General features: G+C 36.4%; 16 protein-coding genes. 10 read left to right on the forward strand and 6 right to left on the reverse strand.

Features of this window, described 5'->3' with window-relative positions:
• Positions 1 to 16 precede the first annotated feature (16 nt).
• A complete protein-coding gene (locus tag V4538_11975) occupies positions 17 to 742 on the reverse strand; it encodes a polyprenol monophosphomannose synthase (protein MES2381754.1) in 726 nt (241 codons plus the stop codon).
• Between the two features lie 75 nt (positions 743 to 817).
• Between V4538_11975 and V4538_11980 the strand changes: the two genes are divergently transcribed.
• Together V4538_11980 and V4538_11985 are read left to right on the forward strand one after the other, a co-directional pair.
• Positions 818 to 1321 (forward strand): HAD family hydrolase, encoded by a 504-nt coding sequence (locus tag V4538_11980; protein ID MES2381755.1) that lies wholly within the window; start codon positions 818 to 820, stop codon positions 1319 to 1321.
• A 21-nt stretch (positions 1322 to 1342) separates the two neighbouring features.
• Positions 1343 to 2515 carry a hypothetical protein gene (locus tag V4538_11985; GenBank protein MES2381756.1) on the forward strand — a complete coding sequence of 391 codons (1173 nt, stop codon included), beginning with the start codon at positions 1343 to 1345 and terminating at the stop codon, positions 2513 to 2515.
• A gap of 72 nt (positions 2516 to 2587) precedes the next feature.
• Here the strand turns inward: V4538_11985 and topA are convergent, their stop codons facing one another.
• The 3 genes from topA to rnr all read right to left on the reverse strand — a co-directional run bounded on the left by topA (position 2588) and on the right by rnr (position 7588).
• Positions 2588 to 4990, reverse strand: a complete 2403-nt coding sequence (gene topA, locus V4538_11990; protein ID MES2381757.1) for a type I DNA topoisomerase — start codon at positions 4988 to 4990, stop codon at positions 2588 to 2590.
• Positions 4991 to 5161: 171 nt separating this feature from the next.
• The gene (locus tag V4538_11995) at positions 5162 to 5353 is read right to left on the reverse strand and encodes a hypothetical protein (protein ID MES2381758.1); all 192 of its coding nucleotides are present in this window, start codon (positions 5351 to 5353) and stop codon (positions 5162 to 5164) included.
• Between the two features lie 18 nt (positions 5354 to 5371).
• A complete protein-coding gene (gene rnr, locus V4538_12000; protein MES2381759.1) occupies positions 5372 to 7588 on the reverse strand; it encodes a ribonuclease R in 2217 nt (738 codons plus the stop codon).
• Between the two features lie 181 nt (positions 7589 to 7769).
• Here rnr and V4538_12005 point away from each other — a divergent pair, with 181 nt between their 5' ends.
• Positions 7770 to 8612: a M48 family metalloprotease gene (locus V4538_12005; protein ID MES2381760.1), complete on the forward strand. Its 843-nt coding sequence runs from the start codon at positions 7770 to 7772 to the stop codon at positions 8610 to 8612.
• Between the two features lie 57 nt (positions 8613 to 8669).
• Here V4538_12005 and V4538_12010 read toward each other — a convergent pair whose 3' ends face one another.
• Entirely contained in the window at positions 8670 to 9149 is a 480-nt protein-coding gene (locus V4538_12010; GenBank protein MES2381761.1) for a hypothetical protein, read from the reverse strand.
• Positions 9150 to 9555: 406 nt separating this feature from the next.
• Positions 9556 to 10374 (reverse strand): SDR family oxidoreductase, encoded by an 819-nt coding sequence (locus V4538_12015; protein ID MES2381762.1) that lies wholly within the window; start codon positions 10372 to 10374, stop codon positions 9556 to 9558.
• Positions 10375 to 10493: 119 nt separating this feature from the next.
• Between V4538_12015 and V4538_12020 the strand changes: the two genes are divergently transcribed.
• From V4538_12020 to V4538_12050, 7 genes are all read left to right on the forward strand, one after another.
• The gene (locus V4538_12020; protein MES2381763.1) at positions 10494 to 12128 is read left to right on the forward strand and encodes a M1 family metallopeptidase; all 1635 of its coding nucleotides are present in this window, start codon (positions 10494 to 10496) and stop codon (positions 12126 to 12128) included.
• Positions 12129 to 12856: 728 nt separating this feature from the next.
• The gene (locus tag V4538_12025) at positions 12857 to 13819 is read left to right on the forward strand and encodes a rhomboid family intramembrane serine protease (GenBank protein MES2381764.1); all 963 of its coding nucleotides are present in this window, start codon (positions 12857 to 12859) and stop codon (positions 13817 to 13819) included.
• 53 nt (positions 13820 to 13872) lie between these two features.
• Positions 13873 to 14439: a hypothetical protein gene (locus V4538_12030; GenBank protein ID MES2381765.1), complete on the forward strand. Its 567-nt coding sequence runs from the start codon at positions 13873 to 13875 to the stop codon at positions 14437 to 14439.
• Positions 14440 to 14484: 45 nt separating this feature from the next.
• Entirely contained in the window at positions 14485 to 15666 is a 1182-nt protein-coding gene (locus tag V4538_12035; protein MES2381766.1) for a serine hydrolase domain-containing protein, read from the forward strand.
• 13 nt (positions 15667 to 15679) lie between these two features.
• On the forward strand, positions 15680 to 16240 hold the full coding sequence (locus V4538_12040) for a hypothetical protein (protein ID MES2381767.1): 561 nt from the start codon (positions 15680 to 15682) through the stop codon (positions 16238 to 16240).
• A 76-nt stretch (positions 16241 to 16316) separates the two neighbouring features.
• Positions 16317 to 16793 (forward strand): GNAT family N-acetyltransferase, encoded by a 477-nt coding sequence (locus tag V4538_12045; GenBank protein ID MES2381768.1) that lies wholly within the window; start codon positions 16317 to 16319, stop codon positions 16791 to 16793.
• Positions 16794 to 16976: 183 nt separating this feature from the next.
• The gene (locus V4538_12050; GenBank protein MES2381769.1) at positions 16977 to 17573 is read left to right on the forward strand and encodes a phage tail protein; all 597 of its coding nucleotides are present in this window, start codon (positions 16977 to 16979) and stop codon (positions 17571 to 17573) included.
• Positions 17574 to 18025: the final 452 nt, after the last annotated feature.

Genomic DNA, 18025 nt, shown 5'->3' on the forward strand with positions numbered 1-18025 from the left:
AAATAATGAATTGCAATTATTTGTTGTAGGTTTTGAATAGGCTTTTTAGTTTTAAACTAATTACGCCCCAAATAGCTTCTTTGAAAATGGATTTACTCATTTTTGATTCTCCCTGTGTTCTATCGGTAAATATAATAGGTACTTCGGTAATTTTAAATCCATATTTTAATGCAGTGAACTTCATTTCAATTTGAAATGCATAGCCTCTAAATCTTATTTTATCGAGTTCAATGGTTTGTAGTAATTTCCTGGTGTAACAAACAAATCCGGCTGTTGTATCTCTTACATTCATGCCTGTAATAAAACGCACATAAGCACTGGCATAGTAACTCATAAGCACTCTGTTCATAGGCCAGTTTACTACGTTTACGCCATTGATATAACGTGAGCCAATGGCTAAATCAGCTCCTTGTTCACAGGCATTGTATAATCTGATTAAGTCGTCAGGGTTATGGCTAAAGTCTGCATCCATTTCAAAAATGTAATCGTAGCCTTTATTTAAACACCATTTAAATCCTTCAATATATGCTGTGCCTAAACCGTTTTTTTCTTTGCGGGAAAGCAGGTATAAATTACTGAATTCGTTTTGCAGTTGGGTGACCAATTTTCCTGTTCCGTCAGGCGAATTATCATCCACTATTAATAAATCGAATGTGGGCTGAAGGCTCATTACTTTTCTAATAATGTTTTCAGCATTTTCTATCTCATTATAGGTTGGTATGATAACTATTTTATTGGTCATAAATTTTTCAATTATAAACTTAAACGGTTTATTTTACAATTTATCGCGTATTATTGAAGCAAAAATTATTTATAAATGGTTTTGAACAAGGCCGCATTTTTTGACAGGGACGGAGTTTTAAATTTTGAAGTTGGAGATTATATTCAACGTTTTGAGGATTTTAAGTTGCTTCCTTATCTGTTTTCGAACCTGAAAAAATTACACGATAATGGTTACTTACTTTTTGTAATTACTAACCAGGGTGGCATAGCAAAAAAGCTATATAACAGGACTGAATTAGAAAAAATGCATTTGTTTTTGCAAGAACAAGCCAAAGAAAACGGCTTCTTTTTTACTGAAATGTATTACTGTCCACATCATCCTGAAAGTAGTAATTGCCTATGTAGAAAACCAGGAAGTATGATGGTTGAAAAGGCTGTTGCTAAATACAATATTGATGTAACAAAAAGTTTTATGATTGGTGACAAGGAACGCGATGTTGTTTGTGCAAATGGGGCGGGGGTAAAGGGCTATTTAATTGATGCAAATCAAGATTTTAGCCATATTGTTGAACAAGAAATGAGCTGCAGTATTAGCTAATTTATTGGGGAATTTAAGTAAATGAAGTATATTATTTTTAAGTGTGTAATTAGTTTAATTTTAGTTACTAGCTTTTGTTCAGGTTTAAAAAGTCAAAATTTTACCATTCACGATGGGGATACTATCAATGTAACTGTTGATGGCAAGAAGCAAGGTTTTTGGCGTTACTACTGGCCTAATGACGATTTGAAATATGAAGTGTTTTACGAAAACAATGAGAAACAAGGTCTGGAAATAAGATATTATGATGGACAAGACTGCATTGAACTAAGTAATACTTTTAAAAATGGAGTGCTTGATGGCCCTAGTGTTTCTTTTTTTCCTAATTGCAGCACACGTTGCGAAGAAATTTACAAAGATGGTTTAAAGAACGGTTACGAACGTTGTTACGATGAAGCCGGGTTTATGCAAACCGAAGCTAATTTTACTAAAGGCGATTTAGTAGGAAGCTATGCTCATTTTGATAAGAAGGGTTATGTAACTTATGAAGCGCCCACCAAAGAAAAACCAACTACTATAAAGTTTGATAAGTTTTTAACCGGAGAATATAAATTAAAAGACTCTACTATTTTTCATGCTTTCAGAAGAAACCCACAATGGAAAAAAATAGCTATGGTGGTTGATTTAACTGGGAGTATGTTTCCTTATATAGGCCAATTGCTTATTTGGTATAAACAAAACTACGAAAGCGAAAAAGTAATGTTTTATACGCTTTTTCATGATGGTGGTGATGTAATTGATGAAACCAAGAAAGTGGGTTTAGTAGGTGGTGTTTATACTTTTGAAGCCAAAGATTTTAAGAAATTTAAGAAGGATATAGACGAAACCCGTAAAAAAGGTGGGGAACGCCAAGGCGGAGATGACCCTGAAAACGATTTAGAGGCGGTTTTAAAGACAATTACTACCTTACGTGGGTATTCAGACATAGTTTTAGTAGCCGATGACAGCCCGGTACGTGATATGGTTTTATTGAAAAGAATAAAAAAGCCAATTCATATTATTATTTGTGGTACAGCAAAAGGAATTAATGCGGAGTATTTAAAAATTGCTTATCAAACCAAAGGTTCTATTCATACGGCCAAGGACGACATTAATATGAAAACCATTAAGGAGAACCAGGAGTTTACTATTGATGATGATATTTTTAAGTTTAGGGCTGGCGAATTTATATGGATGGATACGGTGGCTAAATAATTTTTAGCTTTAATGATAAAACAAAAAGCCCTGACTAAATATTTAGTCGGGGCTTTTTTATGGTATATTTTATTAAGCTTTTTTAGCCACTTTCTTGGCGGCTTTTTTCACTGCTTTCTTTGCTGTTTTGGCTACCTTTTTTACGGCAATTTTCTTCGCTGCTTTTTTATTGGCAGCAGCTTTTGTTTCTGCACTTGGTACTTTTACCAGTTTTATTAAATCTTCGTAAGTAAGTGTATTTACATCGGAACCTTTAGGTAGTTTATAGTTGTCTTTACCATAAGCTAAGTAAGGTCCCCAACGGCCATTTAATAGTTTAAGGTTGGTGTCTTCTTCAAATACTTTAATAAGCTTATTGGCATCTTTTTCTCTTTTTTCCAGTATTAACTCAATAGCTCTTTCTGCTGTTATACTAAAAACATCATCGGTTTTTGGAATAGTAGTAAACACACTGTTATGTACTATATATGGCCCAAAGCGTCCGATGGCGGCTTTCATATCTTTATCTTCAAACTGACCAACTACTCTAGGTAGTTTAAATAACTCTAATGCATCTTCTAAACTAATGGTCTCAATTAACTGGTTGCTGCGCAAGCTGGCAAAACGTGGTTTTTCTGCATTGGCATCATCGCTGTTTTCGCCTATTTGCGCATAAGGACCATATTTACCCACTTTAACCAATACGGGTTTATTGGTTTCCGGATCGTTTCCTAATAAGCGCTCCGCATTTTGACGCTCTGCATTGGCACTTGTATTGGTTACTTCCTGGTGAAAAGGTGTATAGAATTTTGAAATCATATTATTCCATACCAATTGACCTCTGGCAATTTTATCAAACTCTTCTTCCACACTGGCAGTAAAGCCATAGTCCATAATGTTTTCAAAGTGTTTGGCTAAAAAATCGGTAACAACCATTCCTATATCGCTAGGAAATAGTTTTGATTTTTCGCTGCCATATTTCTCTGATTTTACACTGCGTGTAATGTTATTGTTTTCAAAAAATAAAACGGTGAAGTTTCTTTCTTTTCCTTCTCTATCTTCTTTTATTACGTAACCTCGTTTTTGTACGGTACCAATAGTTGGTGCGTAGGTACTTGGTCTACCTATACCTAATTCTTCCAGTTTTTTTACCAAACTTGCTTCCGTATAGCGTGGAGCTGGTCTGCTAAAACGTTCGGTAGCATCTATATTGATTAAGTTTAATGTTTCACCTACTTTTAAAGGTGGTAGCATTTTGCTGTTTTCATCATCGCTTTCGTCATCGGTACTTTCTAAGTATACCTTTAAAAAACCATCAAACTTTAATACCTCACCAGTAGCTGTAAAAGTATCGGGCATGGTTGAAATGGTAACGGTAGCAATGGTTCTTTCAATTTGCGCTTTGCTCATTTGCGAGGCAATGGCACGTTTCCAAATCAAATCATACAAGCGTTTTTCCTGTACGGTTCCATCTATTTCTGCTTTTTCGAAATAGGTGGGTCTGATGGCCTCATGCGCTTCTTGTGCACTATCGCTTTTGGTGGTATATCTTCTTGAGTTGGAGTATTTATCGCCATAGCTGGCAATAATATTTTCTTTGGCATTGGCAATGGCTAACTCACTTAAGTTAACCGAGTCGGTACGCATATAAGTAATGTGTCCGTGTTCGTATAGTTTTTGGGCAACGCTCATAGTAGCTGTTACACCAAATCCTAATTTCCTGCTCGCTTCCTGTTGTAAGGTTGAAGTGGTAAATGGAGCAGCCGGTGATTTTTCAGCCGGTTTTACTTCTAAATTTTTAATAGTAAAACTAGCATTTTTACATTTTTCTAAAAAGGCCTGTGCTTCAGCTTCTGTTTCAAAACGTTTAGGTAACTCAGCATCCATTTGTTTACCGCCTACGTTAAACTTAGCGGTAACTTTAAATGCAGAGCTTTGGTTAAAGTTGTTTATTTCTCTTTCGCGCTCTACTATTAATTTAACAGCTACTGATTGTACTCTGCCTGCTGATAAACTAGGGCGTACTTTTTTCCATAATACTGGGCTTAATTCAAAACCTACTAACCTGTCTAAAACCCTGCGTGCCTGTTGGGCATCAACCAGGTTTTTATCAATAGTACGTGGATTTTCAACGGCACGTAAAATAGCGGGCTTGGTAATTTCGTGAAAAACAATACGTTTTGTTTTTTTTGAATCTAATCCCAATACTTCGCTTAAATGCCAGCTAATGGCTTCTCCTTCACGGTCCTCATCGGATGCCAGCCAAACAGTTTCTGCTATTTTCGATAATTTCTTTAACTCAGCTACAACTATTTTTTTATCGTCACTTACTTCGTAATGGGGTGTAAAATTATTTTTTATATCAATGGCTTCATCACCTTTTGCAAGGTCTCTGATGTGGCCATAACAACTTTTAACAGTAAACTCACTACCTAAAAATTTTTCGATGGTTTTAGCTTTCGCAGGGGACTCAACAATTACAAGGTTTTTACTCATCAGTTTTATTTATAGGATAACAATATGAAATTTTAAATACGGGCGCAAAGTTCAAAATTTATTTTAAAAAGCAAGCTAATCTTAAAAAACCTTTGCCTGTTTAAAAGTTAAAATTGCTGTAAAGTGTTTTTTACCAGTAAAATACGACAGTATTTTATAAAAAAAATAACTTTAATACCCTTGCGGATTTGACCGTTGCTTTACTCTTTTTTTCTTTACAAGTCCGTGTTTATCTATTCTGTTGTGGGTATCAACCTGGGTAAAATCAGGACATTTTTTTGACTTACATCCGGTTAATGTACTATAGGAAAAACCCACCAAACCAATTAATAAAAGTGTTTGTATTTTTTTTAAAGGGCTCATTGTTGTATTGATTAAGTTTTAACGCCTGCGTTTTTTATTTCCTCTTCCTTTTGAACGGTCTTTTTCTTTTTTGAAACGTTGCTGGTTTTTACGTAATTCTTTTACCAATGCATCGCCTTCCATTTCTAAATCAATCTGGCGTTTAATAACATCGGCTGCTACTACACGTACTTTAACTATATCGCCTAACTGGTATTTTTTGCGTGTGGCTCTGCCAATAATGCACAGGTTCTTTTCATCGTATTCATAATAGTCGTCCTGCATATTGGCTAAACGAATCAATCCTTCGCAACGGTATTGGGTTATTTCTACATACATTCCCCATTCGGTTACTCCGCTTATAATTCCATCAAACGTTTCACCTATAAAATCGCGTATATATTCTACCTGTTTATATTTAATACTGGCTCTTTCTGCATCGGATGCTTTTTGTTCCATTGACGAAGATTGTTTACACATTTCTTCATACATATCCTGATTACCACTTTTTTCTCCATTTAAATAATCAAACAATAAGCGGTGTGCCAGCAAATCAGGATAACGCCTGATAGGGGAGGTAAAGTGTGAGTAATAGTCAAATGCTAAACCATAATGTCCTGATTTTTTGGTGCTGTAAAATGCTTTGGACATGGTGCGGATAGCCTGGCTTTGTAATAAGTTTTGCTCCGGCTTACCTTCTACTTCGAGTAAAAAGTTATTAAGCGATTTGGCTACTTTGTTAGGATTGTCAAGGCTTAAACTATACCCGAAACGTGCAGCAAACATGCCAAATAGTTTTAATTTATCTTCGTTCGGGCTTTCATGCACACGGTATACGTAGGTGTATTTTTGATTGCCTTTACCCATAGTGGCTACATATTCAGCTACTTTTTTATTGGCCAACAACATAAACTCTTCAATCAGTTTATGGGCATCTTTTCGTACTTTAATGTATATATCAACGGGCTTAAAGTTTTCGTCTAACTTGAATTTTACTTCTTCTGTTTCAAAACTAATAGCTCCGCTTTTAAACCTTTCTTCGCGCATTTGTTTGGCTAAATTATTTAGCAAAACTATTTCATCTGCATAATCGCCTGTGCCTGTTTCTATGCGTTCCTGTGCTTCTTCGTAACTAAATCTTCTGTCACTATAAATAACGGTTTTACCAAACCATTCTGATAATACCTGTGCTTTATCGTTAATGGTAAATACGGCTGAAAAGGTTAGTTTTTCTTCCTGCGGACGCAGGGAACACAAACCATTCGATAGCTTTTCGGGTAGCATAGGAATGGTTCTATCAACTAAATAAACAGATGTTCCGCGGTTATAGGCTTCGGTGTTTAATTCTGATTTAGGTGTTACGTAATGGGAAACATCGGCAATGTGTACACCAATTTCATAAATACCTTTTTCTATTTCTTTGAATGAAATAGCATCGTCAAAATCTTTGGCATCAGCGGGGTCAATAGTAAAGGTGAGTGTTTTTCTAAAGTCTTTGCGTTTGCTTATTTCTTCTTTGCTTATTTTATCGCTAAAACGGGCTGCTTCTTTTTCAACCGAATCGGCAAATTTATTGGCAAAGCCAAACTCAGCTACAATAGCGTTCATTTCGGTATTGTGTTCGCCCGGCTTACCTAATATTTCAATCACTTCTCCCGTTGGGTTATCATCATGTGGCATCCAATGGGTTAGGCGTACTATTACTTTTTCGCCATTTTTTGCTTTGTTTATTTTTTCCTTCGGAATAAAAATATCGGTATACATGCGCTTGTCGTCAGCTACTAAAAAAGCATAGTTGAAGTTTACCTGTATGGTTCCTACAAAATCAATTTTATCCCTGTGTACTATTTCAACAATTTCGCCCGTTTGTTTGCCATTGTTTTTTGCTGCCAGTACCTGTACTTTTACTTTGTCGCCATGTAAGGCGGTGTTTACGTTTTCTTTCTGAATAAAAATGTCGTTGCTGTCATCGCCTCTGGCAGCCTCTATTGGTTTTACATAAGCAGCACCGCGCTGGGTCATATCAACTATACCTTCCACAAACTGGGCTGTAAATACGGCTGCAAATTTACCTGGTTGTACTTCTTCCAAAGCACCTGCTTTTACCAATTGTTTAATGGCAAGTATTACATCGTTTTTTTCTTCAGTGCTTGTTATTTCAAGCTTAGCCGCAATTTGTTTATAGTTTAATAATTTACGTTGGTTTTCGGCAAATACCTGTTCAACCCTACGTTTTATTTTATCTAGTTTAGCCATTATAATTAATTAAAATTAAGTGCAAAGTAATCATTACTTAACTAGAGATATTAGCATATAATCCCCAATTAGGTATTTATGACAAGGGCTTTACTGTTTTAACGGATGCATAATTTAAAACTTACATTGTGCTGAATTGGGTTAATTAGCCTATTTTTGACAAAATTTATAAATTCAAAATATGAACAAAGTTATTGCATTAACACTTGTTGCTGCGGCTTTTACCTTATCATCGTGTAGCAAAGATTCGGGGCCTACTGAAGATAAGTGTGCTGGAAAATATGCACCAAGTGGTGTAACCAATTTATTAATCAGCTTAGATCAGGACAAGCAAATGGGCTTGGCTACGGTTGCTGAAATTGAAAAAAATTCAACAGAGTATCCATTGTTAGATTCGGCTTCGCATCCGGTTGCTTATAGCCATATTAACCGCATTACTAAAAATATTTTAGATAGCGGTGGGGTATATTATAGAAACGAATTTGCATGGCGTGTACGCATTATAAAAAAGGATGACGTGTTGAACGCTTTTTGTACTCCGGGAGGATATATTTATGTGTATACAGGTTTAATTAAATACCTAGATAACGAAACACAATTGGCAGGTGTAATGGGTCATGAAATAGCGCATGCTGATAAACGCCATAGCGCTAACCAAATGGTAAAACAATACGGATTAAATGCTTTAATAAGTGTACTAACCGGAGGAAGTGCGGGTGAGTTAAGTACTTTAGCGGCTAATTTATTATTGCTTAAATATGGTAGAGATGATGAAACCGAAGCGGATAAATTCTCGGTTAAATATTTGAATGGAACGAGTTATGATGGGAGAGGTGCTAAATACTTTTTTGAAAAACTAATTGCCAGCGGACAAGGTGGAAGCACACCGGCTTTTTTAAGTACACATCCAAATCCTGATACAAGGGTAGCTGATATTACGGCTGTTTGGGAATGTTATGGAAGTAGACCCGGTCAAACTTTTGATGCGCAATACATGGCTTTTAAAGCTAGTTTACCAAACTAGAATAAAACGAGATAATAAAAAGGCACTTATTGAAAAATAAGTGCCTTTTTTGTTTTACTATTTATTAGTATCATCAATATCCTGACCTTCTTTGCAGGGGTTTCTGCCTTTATATTGAGGCTCGTGTATATTGGGCTTGTGTGCATAATCAAAGTTATTCATGTCTTTATGGTCACACAGGTAAATAGGGCGACCATCGCATACGTGTGGAGTTCCACCCGGATATCCGCCCTTGGTTTTGCAGGTTGATATTAAGAAAACGATTAAACTACCCAATACAGCGGTCCATTTAAAAGTAGTAAAAAAGCGAGGCATTTTTATAGGCTCTTGGTACAGTGTTGTATGGTTAAATTTTCCGCAAATTTCTTCTTCCGAAGTTTCAATTTTATTGATAATGGCTGCTGTTTCCCAGCCCCTGAAGTCATGTACCTTTTTGCTGCATGTATCGCAAAAGCGCCCACCTGCTACTTTATGCATAGCCGACCATTTGGCTTTACAAGGTTCAGGCAATACAATTATTTTATCTGTTGACTCCATACTGCAATATAAAAAGTTCTGTTTATAAAGTTATTTTTCCAATAAAAAAATCCGTGTAAAATATTTCTAAAAACTATTTGATGGATGCTATTTTGCTTATAAATAAATGTACATTTGCTAGCGAAAGGTCGGTATATATTTGAAAAAATTAATACTATTTTTAAAACGGCTCAACCACATATCAAAACCAGGCTTTTTTACCCTCGTGGGATTTTTAATACTTGTATTAGAGACGTTAGAAGGTTGCGGTGCCAGTGGAGGCTAAATCCTTATTCATTTCGGATTTTTATCAAAAGCCGACCTTTCTTTTAAGTCAGTTCGAGCGGAGTCAAGAACCGCGATATTATAAACAAAAAAGGCAGCTTAAATTTTAAACTGCCTTTTTTATTAGTTATTATATTAACTACTATTCTACGTCTTTGCCCACGTTAAATACATCGGGGCTAAAGCCTGTAAAGCTAAAACCACCATCGTGGAAAAGGTTTTGCATGGTAACCATTCTGCTTAAATCGCTAAACATTAATACGCAATAGTCTGCACACTGCTCAGCATTGGCATTGCCTAATGGACTTAATGCTTCTGCATAATCAAAGAAATCGCCAAAACCTTTTACGCCACTGCCTGCAGTAGTTTTGGTAGGGCTTTGCGAAATGGTATTGATACGTACTTTTTTGCTTTTACCGTAGTGGTAACCAAAGCTACGCGAAATACCTTCTAATAAAGTTTTAGCATCGGCCATTTCACTGTAATCAGGGAAAATACGTTGTGCTGCAATATAGGTTAAGGCTACTACTGAACCCCAATCGTTAATAGCATCCTTTTTATAGCAGGTAGCCAATAAACGGTGAAAACTCATGGCTGAAATGTCTAATGTTTCATGCATAAATTTATAATCCAACTCGGTATAAACTTTGCCTTTTCTTATATTCATACTCATACCAACGGAGTGTAATATAAAATCAATTTTACCGCCTAAAATCTCCATCGACTTATCAATCAAATTTTCCATGTCTTCGTTTTTAGTTACGTCACATGAAATAATTTGTGCATTGTTACAAGCTGCGGCCAGGTTGTTTATTTCGCCCATACGCATAGCAATGGGTGCATTGGTTAACACAAATTGTGCACCTTGCTCATGGCATTTTAAAGCTACTTGCCAGGCTATTGATTTATCGTTTAATGCACCGAATATGATGCCCTTTTTTCCTTTTAGTAAATTATTCATTTTATAAGTAATTAGTTAATCAGGTTAACCGGTTAATTAAGTTGATTTTTAAATATGATTAGTTAAACAGTGAACGCGCAATTTTAAGGTTTTTCTGCTTAGATTTGAAAATATTTTTTATGAAAAAACCATATCATATCTTTTATTTTCTATTTTTTAGCCTGCTCTTATCGCTGCAAGCACTTAGTCAACCTTTTTCAAAGCAAGAGTATGTACATGGTAAGCTTACCAAGCTGCGTAGCTGTTTTGATGTAAACGTATATGATATTACCGTAAAGGTTGATATTGACCAACAATTTATAAGCGGAACGAATGTCATTACTTTTACTGCATTGAGTAATTTTAAAAAGCTGCAGCTTGACTTAATGCAACCAATGCAGATAGAGAAAATACTGTATAACGATGCCCCATTATTATTTACCCATGATAACAATGCATACATTGTTCAGTTTAAGGAAACGATAAAAAAAGGAAGCAAGCATACCATAGTGGTTTCTTTTAAGGGTAATCCACCGGTGGCTAAAAATGCTCCCTGGGATGGGGGTTTTGTATTTACCAAAGACAGCAGTAATAAACCTTGGGTAGGTTTGGCTTGCGAGGGTATAGGCGCTTATTGCTGGTTGCCTTGTAAAGATCATTTGAGCGATGAAGCAGAAACGATGCTGATGCACTTACAAGTACCAAGTGGATTGGTAGGGGTGAGTAATGGAAAGTTTTTAGGTACCAAAGTAGTGGACAATAATTATACGCAATATGACTGGAAAGTAAGCTACCCCATTAACAATTATAATATTACTATCAATATAGGTGATTATGCGCAATTGCAGGATGATTACCGAAGCCCGACCAATGGTATTTTGGTACTTAACTATTATGTATTAAAAGGCAATGAACAAAAAGCTAAAGCACATTTTAAACAGGTAAAGGATATGCTGGGTTGCTTTGAGCGTTTTTTTACGCCTTACCCTTTTTGGAACGATGGTTATAAACTGGTTGAAACACCTTATTGGGGTATGGAACACCAGAGCTGTGTGAGTTATGGCAACGATTACCGGAACAATGCTTTTGGTTTTGATTTTATTATTATACACGAAAGCGGGCATGAGTGGTTTGGCAATAGCTTAAGCATGAAAGACCATGCGGATATGTGGATTCATGAAAGCTTTACTACGTATACCGAAGCGGTTTATGTAGAGTTTAGACAGGGTTTGGCTAAAGCCATAGAGTACTTAAACACCCAGAAGCACCACATCAAAAACCTGAAACCTATTATAGCGCCCAAGGATGTTTATTTTCATGGCAGGAAGGATAATGATGTATATTACAAAGGCACGTGGATGTTACATACCATGCGCAATATGCTGAATAATGATACTACGTGGTTCAATATGTTGTATGAATTAGCAGATGAGTTTAAACACCAAACACTGACGAGTGCGCAAGTTGAAAATTATATAAGCAAACGCACCCGTTTTAATTATGCACCTTTTTTTGAGCAGTATTTACGCCACGCTGCATTGCCTGTATTTGAATATAGCTTTATTCAGAAGGATGATATTTTGGAATTGAAGTACCGATTAAAAACCAATGTAGGAAATATTGAAATGCCTTTAAGGGTTATGTTGAGTAAGGATAAGTTTGAGTATATTATTCCTGCCAAGCATTGGCAAATAGTGGAGTTAAAGTATAGTGGTAAAGAAAATTTTAAAGTTGATACGGATAATTTTTTGATTGATGTAAAGGAAATAAAATAGCCTTGTTCCTTACGCCATTTCAGGCGTCCTCGCCTGCAATTATTTCACTGCTACCATAAACAAAACAGTTTCTGCTTTTCTTACTTCGATACTTTTTGCATTGCCAAAAAAGTATCCAAAAACGCTAGACGAAAAAATGCATGCAGTTGGCTTAATGCTTGAAATTCTTTTTATATTATGGATTAATTTTTTATTTCACTGCTACCCGCTACCCTAAACAAAACAGTTTCTACTTTTCTTACTTCGATACTTTTTTCATTGCTAAAAAAGTATCCAAAAAAGCTAGACAAAAAAATGCTTCCACCCGCAAGGCTTGATGCACTGCCCGCTTTTTTGTCGGGCTAACGCACACCTACTATTGGTGTTTAGTAAATCATATCAAATATTGTAAGGCATGACTTCAAATATAGTTATGAAGTGCTCTGATGTAATCATTTCATAGCTTGATATAGACGCTATAAACACATAGAAAAATTGTTTAGACTCTTTAAAGCAAGAGTAAGAAACTATTTTCTCATCTGAAATAACTATAGTCGCTTGTGCTTAGGTAAGCACAAAACAATTGATGCCGTAGGTATCAAATATTAATAATAACAAATCATTCAAACAGCATACGACCCTGAAGGGGTCGAATAGTTAAAAATGGGGTAGCGGTACTCTTGAGCGGGCATATTTTGTTATTGCTTTCAAATTAAAATTACTTTTATATTGTATTACAAGACTCGGTAATGGAAGAAATAACGGACGCTCCTCAAATAACAAAAAATACATTTCAAAAATTTGTTCCGGTATTTACCGTTGCCTGTTGTTTGGTTAGTATTGGTTTATGCATAGGCTTTAACCTGGACAGGCAGCCTGCTACATGGGACACTTACAAAAGGTGGGGAGCGCCTGATTCTATCGAGATTTTTAATGGTAGCTATTGGGGATTGTTTACTTCTAATTTTTTGCATACGGAATGGTGGCATATAGCTTTTAATATATATTGGTTTTGGTTGCTGGGTAAAAAGATTGAGTTTGAAAACAGCCGTTTTTTTTATGCTGTTTTTATTTTTACATCGGCATGGGTTAGTTCTGTTGCCCAGCTTAGTTTTGGTAATTCTACAGGCATAGGTCTTTCGGGTATCGTGTATGCTTTCTTTGGCTATATATTTATAAAAAGCAGAACGAGCGAAACCTATAAGCAATTCCTTGATACACGAACCATCAATTTGTTTTTATCGTGGTTGGCTATTGGTGTTTTGTTAACGCGTTTTAAAATGATAAGCATTGGCAATGCAGCCCATATAGCCGGGTTGTTATGGGGTATGGCCGTGGCTTATCTGTCAAGGTTTGCTGCTGTTAAACAGGTTGCTATTGGTTTGGTGTTGCTGGTGTTTTTCACTTCTTCTGTTTTCTGGAACCCCTTCTCTACATCGTGGTACTCGTACCGGGCATTTCAATTGCATAAGGACGATAAGGTAGATGAAGCCATGATTATGTACCAGAAAATATTGGACAGGGATGCTGATAATGAATTTGCAGGTGGTAATTTAAAAGCACTGAAAATATATAAGCAGGAACTGGAAGCGGTGGAGTTAACCAAACAAGGCTATTATGATAAAGCACGTAGAATTTATAATGAAATATTGACTCTTGACAGGGAAAATAAATATGCTAAAGAGGCTTTGGAAGGGCTGCCTAAGGAATAAATAATTTGCAGGCGAGGACGCCTGCAATGGCGAAAAATAATAATGGAAAAGCTATGACAACAAAGGCTGATAAAACAAACTGGTACAAAATAGCCATAGGTAGTATATTTTTTTTTGCAGCCCTTTTTAGTGCGAATAAAAGTGATATAAGTGGGGATGAATTAACGACTAAAACTATTGTTGTAAAATCGCCTGTACGCAATATACACAGACGCAGAAGTAATGATGAGTATAGCATAAGTGCCCTCAACTATGGGTGTAGTTTTATTATTAGAACTCCGGGAGTTATGGCTGCTAAGGGGCAGGATATAGCTAATATTACGCAAAATGATACGTTGCTTATTCATATTCGCAATAGCAGGGTAGATGATTTAAACAATAAATCGAAAGACATTCCTATTTATACATTGATAAAAAATAACCATGTTATTTATGGACTTGCTGCTTATAACGAATCGCAGGCTATACTTGACAAACGCTGGAATATTGTTTTTATCATGATGGGTTCACTCTTTTTATTAAGGGGCTTGGCGCTTATATCCAGTAAGGCAGGTTATATTTTAGGTGGACTGGCTGCACTTACTATTATTGTTTTGCGCATTTTGCATATATGGTGGTAATAACGCTAGCTTGTACCATTAAAACTGGCACATAAATAATAGTATATGAAACATTATATCTTATTGCTTACCCTTTCCATTTTATGGATAACTGCTACTTTGGGGCAAACAATTAAAAGAATAGATGGCAGTAAAATAACAGTTGATAGTTTAAATGCCAAAATTGAATACCTGATGAAGGTAGCCAATGTTTCAGGGGTGGCTGTTGCGGTGTTTAACAATAACAAACCTGTATTGAGCAAAACCTATGGCATGGCTGATGTGCAAAAGCATATTCCCTTACAACAAACATCGGTTATGTATGGTGCCTCCTTTGCCAAAGCGGTATTTGCTTATATAGTGATGCAGTATGTGCAGGAAAAAGTAATTGATTTGGACAAGCCACTTGTTACTTACTTAACTCAACCTCTGCCTGATTATAAAATAAATGGTTGGCGCAAGGGTTACCACGATTTAAAAGACGATAAGCGTTACGAAAAAATAACAGGCCGTATGTGTTTAACGCATACCACGGGTTTTCCTAATTGGCGTTGGTTTGAACCCGATAAAAAACTGCGGTTTAAGTTTGAGCCCGGTACGCGTTATAGTTACTCCGGTGAAGGATTGTATTTGCTGCAATTTGTACTGGAGCAAATAACAGGAAAAGACTATGAAACCATTTCGCAGAAAAGAGTTTTTAAACCTTTGGACATGGCCAATACGAGCCAGGTATGGCAAACCCGTTTTGATACCAATATATGTTACGGACACAATGCCAAAGGCGAGCCTTACGAATTAATGAAATGGAAGGAAGCGAGTGCAGGTGGTTCTATGAGTACCACTTTGGCTGATTTTACTAAATTTTATACGGCTTTAATTGGTAGCCAAGGACTTTCCAAAACAAGCTTTAAAGCCATGACCAGCCCACAGGTACGCATTAGGTCTGTAAGCCAGTTTGGGCCATTAGCCAAAGTAGATAGTACAGACAACGATACTATACAATTAAGTTATGGCCTGGGTGTAGGCGTTTTTATGACTCCTTATGGCCGTGCCTTTTTTAAAGAAGGACACGATGAAGGCTGGGGGCATTATTCTATTTGTTATCCTGACCAGAAAATTGCCATTGTTATTATGACGAATAACGACAATGGGGAAAGCATTTTTAAAGAACTGTTGGCTTATGCCATTGGCGATGTTTTTACGCCTTGGCGTTGGGAAAATTATATTCCGTATGACCAGCAGCATTAATAGCAATTTTAAAATGGAAAAAAGAATTAAACAGAAAATAAAGCAATTGGGTATTACTGCTCTTAAAGTTTATGGGCTAATAATTACCTGTTTTTTATTGCTGAGTCTTTTTCAAAATTGCTCCTCTAACAAAGAGGCTACACCTAATGAAGACTTTATTAGAAAATATGGAACGGATAATTATGATGTATTTAAAAACAAGTCCTTTTCTGTAAGGGGATTTGATGAGGGTAATCCCATTGTTTTTATTCGCGATTATGCAGCAACACAACAACCTTGCGGACTTGTAAGTATGACTATTTCGAGTCAAACAAAAGAATTATTAGCAGTGAAAGAAGTTCCTCAAAAAGATAGCTGTGTATTGAGTTTTGATAAAGCAGCCTATTATAACTTAGCTATAGCTTTTCTTAAATACGATATTAATTATTTGAGTGTTGATAGCGATTTAAATGTTTTTATAAAAACTTTATTTGTAGAAACACCGCCAGATTTAGTTCAGTTTGCTAGTCCGAAAAATATAGCCGATACTAAATTCGTTCAAATAAAAGACAATTGGTATAGCGTAAAGCAATAAAGAATAATGTGTATTCAATAGGATTTTATTACAAAATTATTTTGTTACTTGCTAATCCCTAAAATAACAAAACCCCATGCACCCACACATCACCCTCCGCACAACTGAGCTAACTGATTTGCCTATTTTTTTTCAATACCAATTGGATGAAGAGGCCGGTTATATGGCGGCTTTTATGCCGAAAAACCATACCGATAAAGAGGCTTATATAGAGAAATGGACCAGGCTCATAGCTGACCCGACTATCAGCATACGCACCATATTGTATCAGGATAATATAGTAGGCGTGGTGAGTAAGTTTATGATGCATGGCGATGCTGAAATTACGTATTGGATAGATAAACCTTATTGGGGGCAGGGGATAGCCAGTGAAGGGCTTGCGCAGTTTTTAACCATAGAGCTAACAAGGCCTATTCATGGGCATGTAGCGTTTGATAATGTGGGCTCGCAAAAGGTATTGGAGAAATGTGGTTTTGTGAGGATTGGCACTGATTATGGGTTTGCCAATGCAAGGGAAGCGGAGATCGAAGAGTTTATTTATCAATTACCATAAATGTTGTAGCGTTACGTTCGGGACATTGAGCGGAGTCGAAATGTGTCCGGATTTAATGATGAATGAACTTAAAAAAAAGAATTTATAAACCGAATACAACTAAACCAATTGATGCTTTAGAAATGATTATACCAACATCAATACAAATACCAAATAATAAAAAATTACCCCAAAATAAAATATATGAATAATTCAAAAATCTCTTTAATGAATGTAACGCTCCCTGTAGGGTCGGTTATTACCTATGTCGGAAATGTAGAAAAATTTCAAAACATTAATGCTCCATTTACTCTTCAACCCGAAACTCAGGGTTGGATGTTGTGCGATGGTTCGGCACTAAGAGCCACCGAGTACCCTGAGTTGTATGCAGCTTTAGGTAGTCTTTATGGTATTAACGGCTCCGGAGCTGATTTTACATTTAACCTTCCTGATTTAAGAGGGCAGTTTCTTAGAGGTATTGGTACAGACGAGGCAAGTGTGGAGGGACGCACCTCCGCTTATGGAGGCACTGCAAATGGAGTTGGCTCAACGCAAAAAGATGCATTGCAAATTCATGAGCATAAGTACAGCCAACCAACTGGTGCGCCTGTTCAAGGTAATGCAGGCATGGGCACTGCTACCGTTAATGATAATGCTTTTACGGGTGAGCCTACAAGCAGGTCAAATCCTTCATCCATTCATGTAAGTCAGTACGAAACAAGGCCTACTAATGTATTTGTTAATTACTTAATAAAATATACTTATAAGTTACCTGTTCTTAATCCAATGGCTGATTTATAAAGTAAAAAATAGTAAAGTATTTATGCCATTGCAGGCGTTCGCGCCTGCAATCTCTTTGCTTAGGGCATTGAGCGGAGTCGAAATGCATTTTTATAGTTGTTATCGACTCCGCTCGAACTACTGCAACTATCCGTTGAGTTAGCGAAGCGCTCTACGGATTATATATGCAAAGCGGTGTCTCTGACACGGTACAGTTTCTTAATTTTTTACTTCGATACTTTTTGCATTGCCAAAAAAGTATCCAAAAACGCTAGACGAAAAAATGCTTCTCCCCGCAAGGCTTGATGCACGGCCCGCCTTTTCGTCTGGCCAATGCTCGCCTTCTATTTGTATGATGTGTTGATTTGAGATTATATGATTATAAAACAAAACAGGCTGCCCGAAGACAGCCTGTTTTGTTTTATGTGCATTGAGCGTAGCCGAAATGCACTTTTATAGTTGTTCTCGACTCC

It is taken from the genome of Bacteroidota bacterium (assembly GCA_040388375.1).
Classification (GTDB): Bacteria; Bacteroidota; Bacteroidia; order UKL13-3; family UKL13-3; genus JAAFJM01.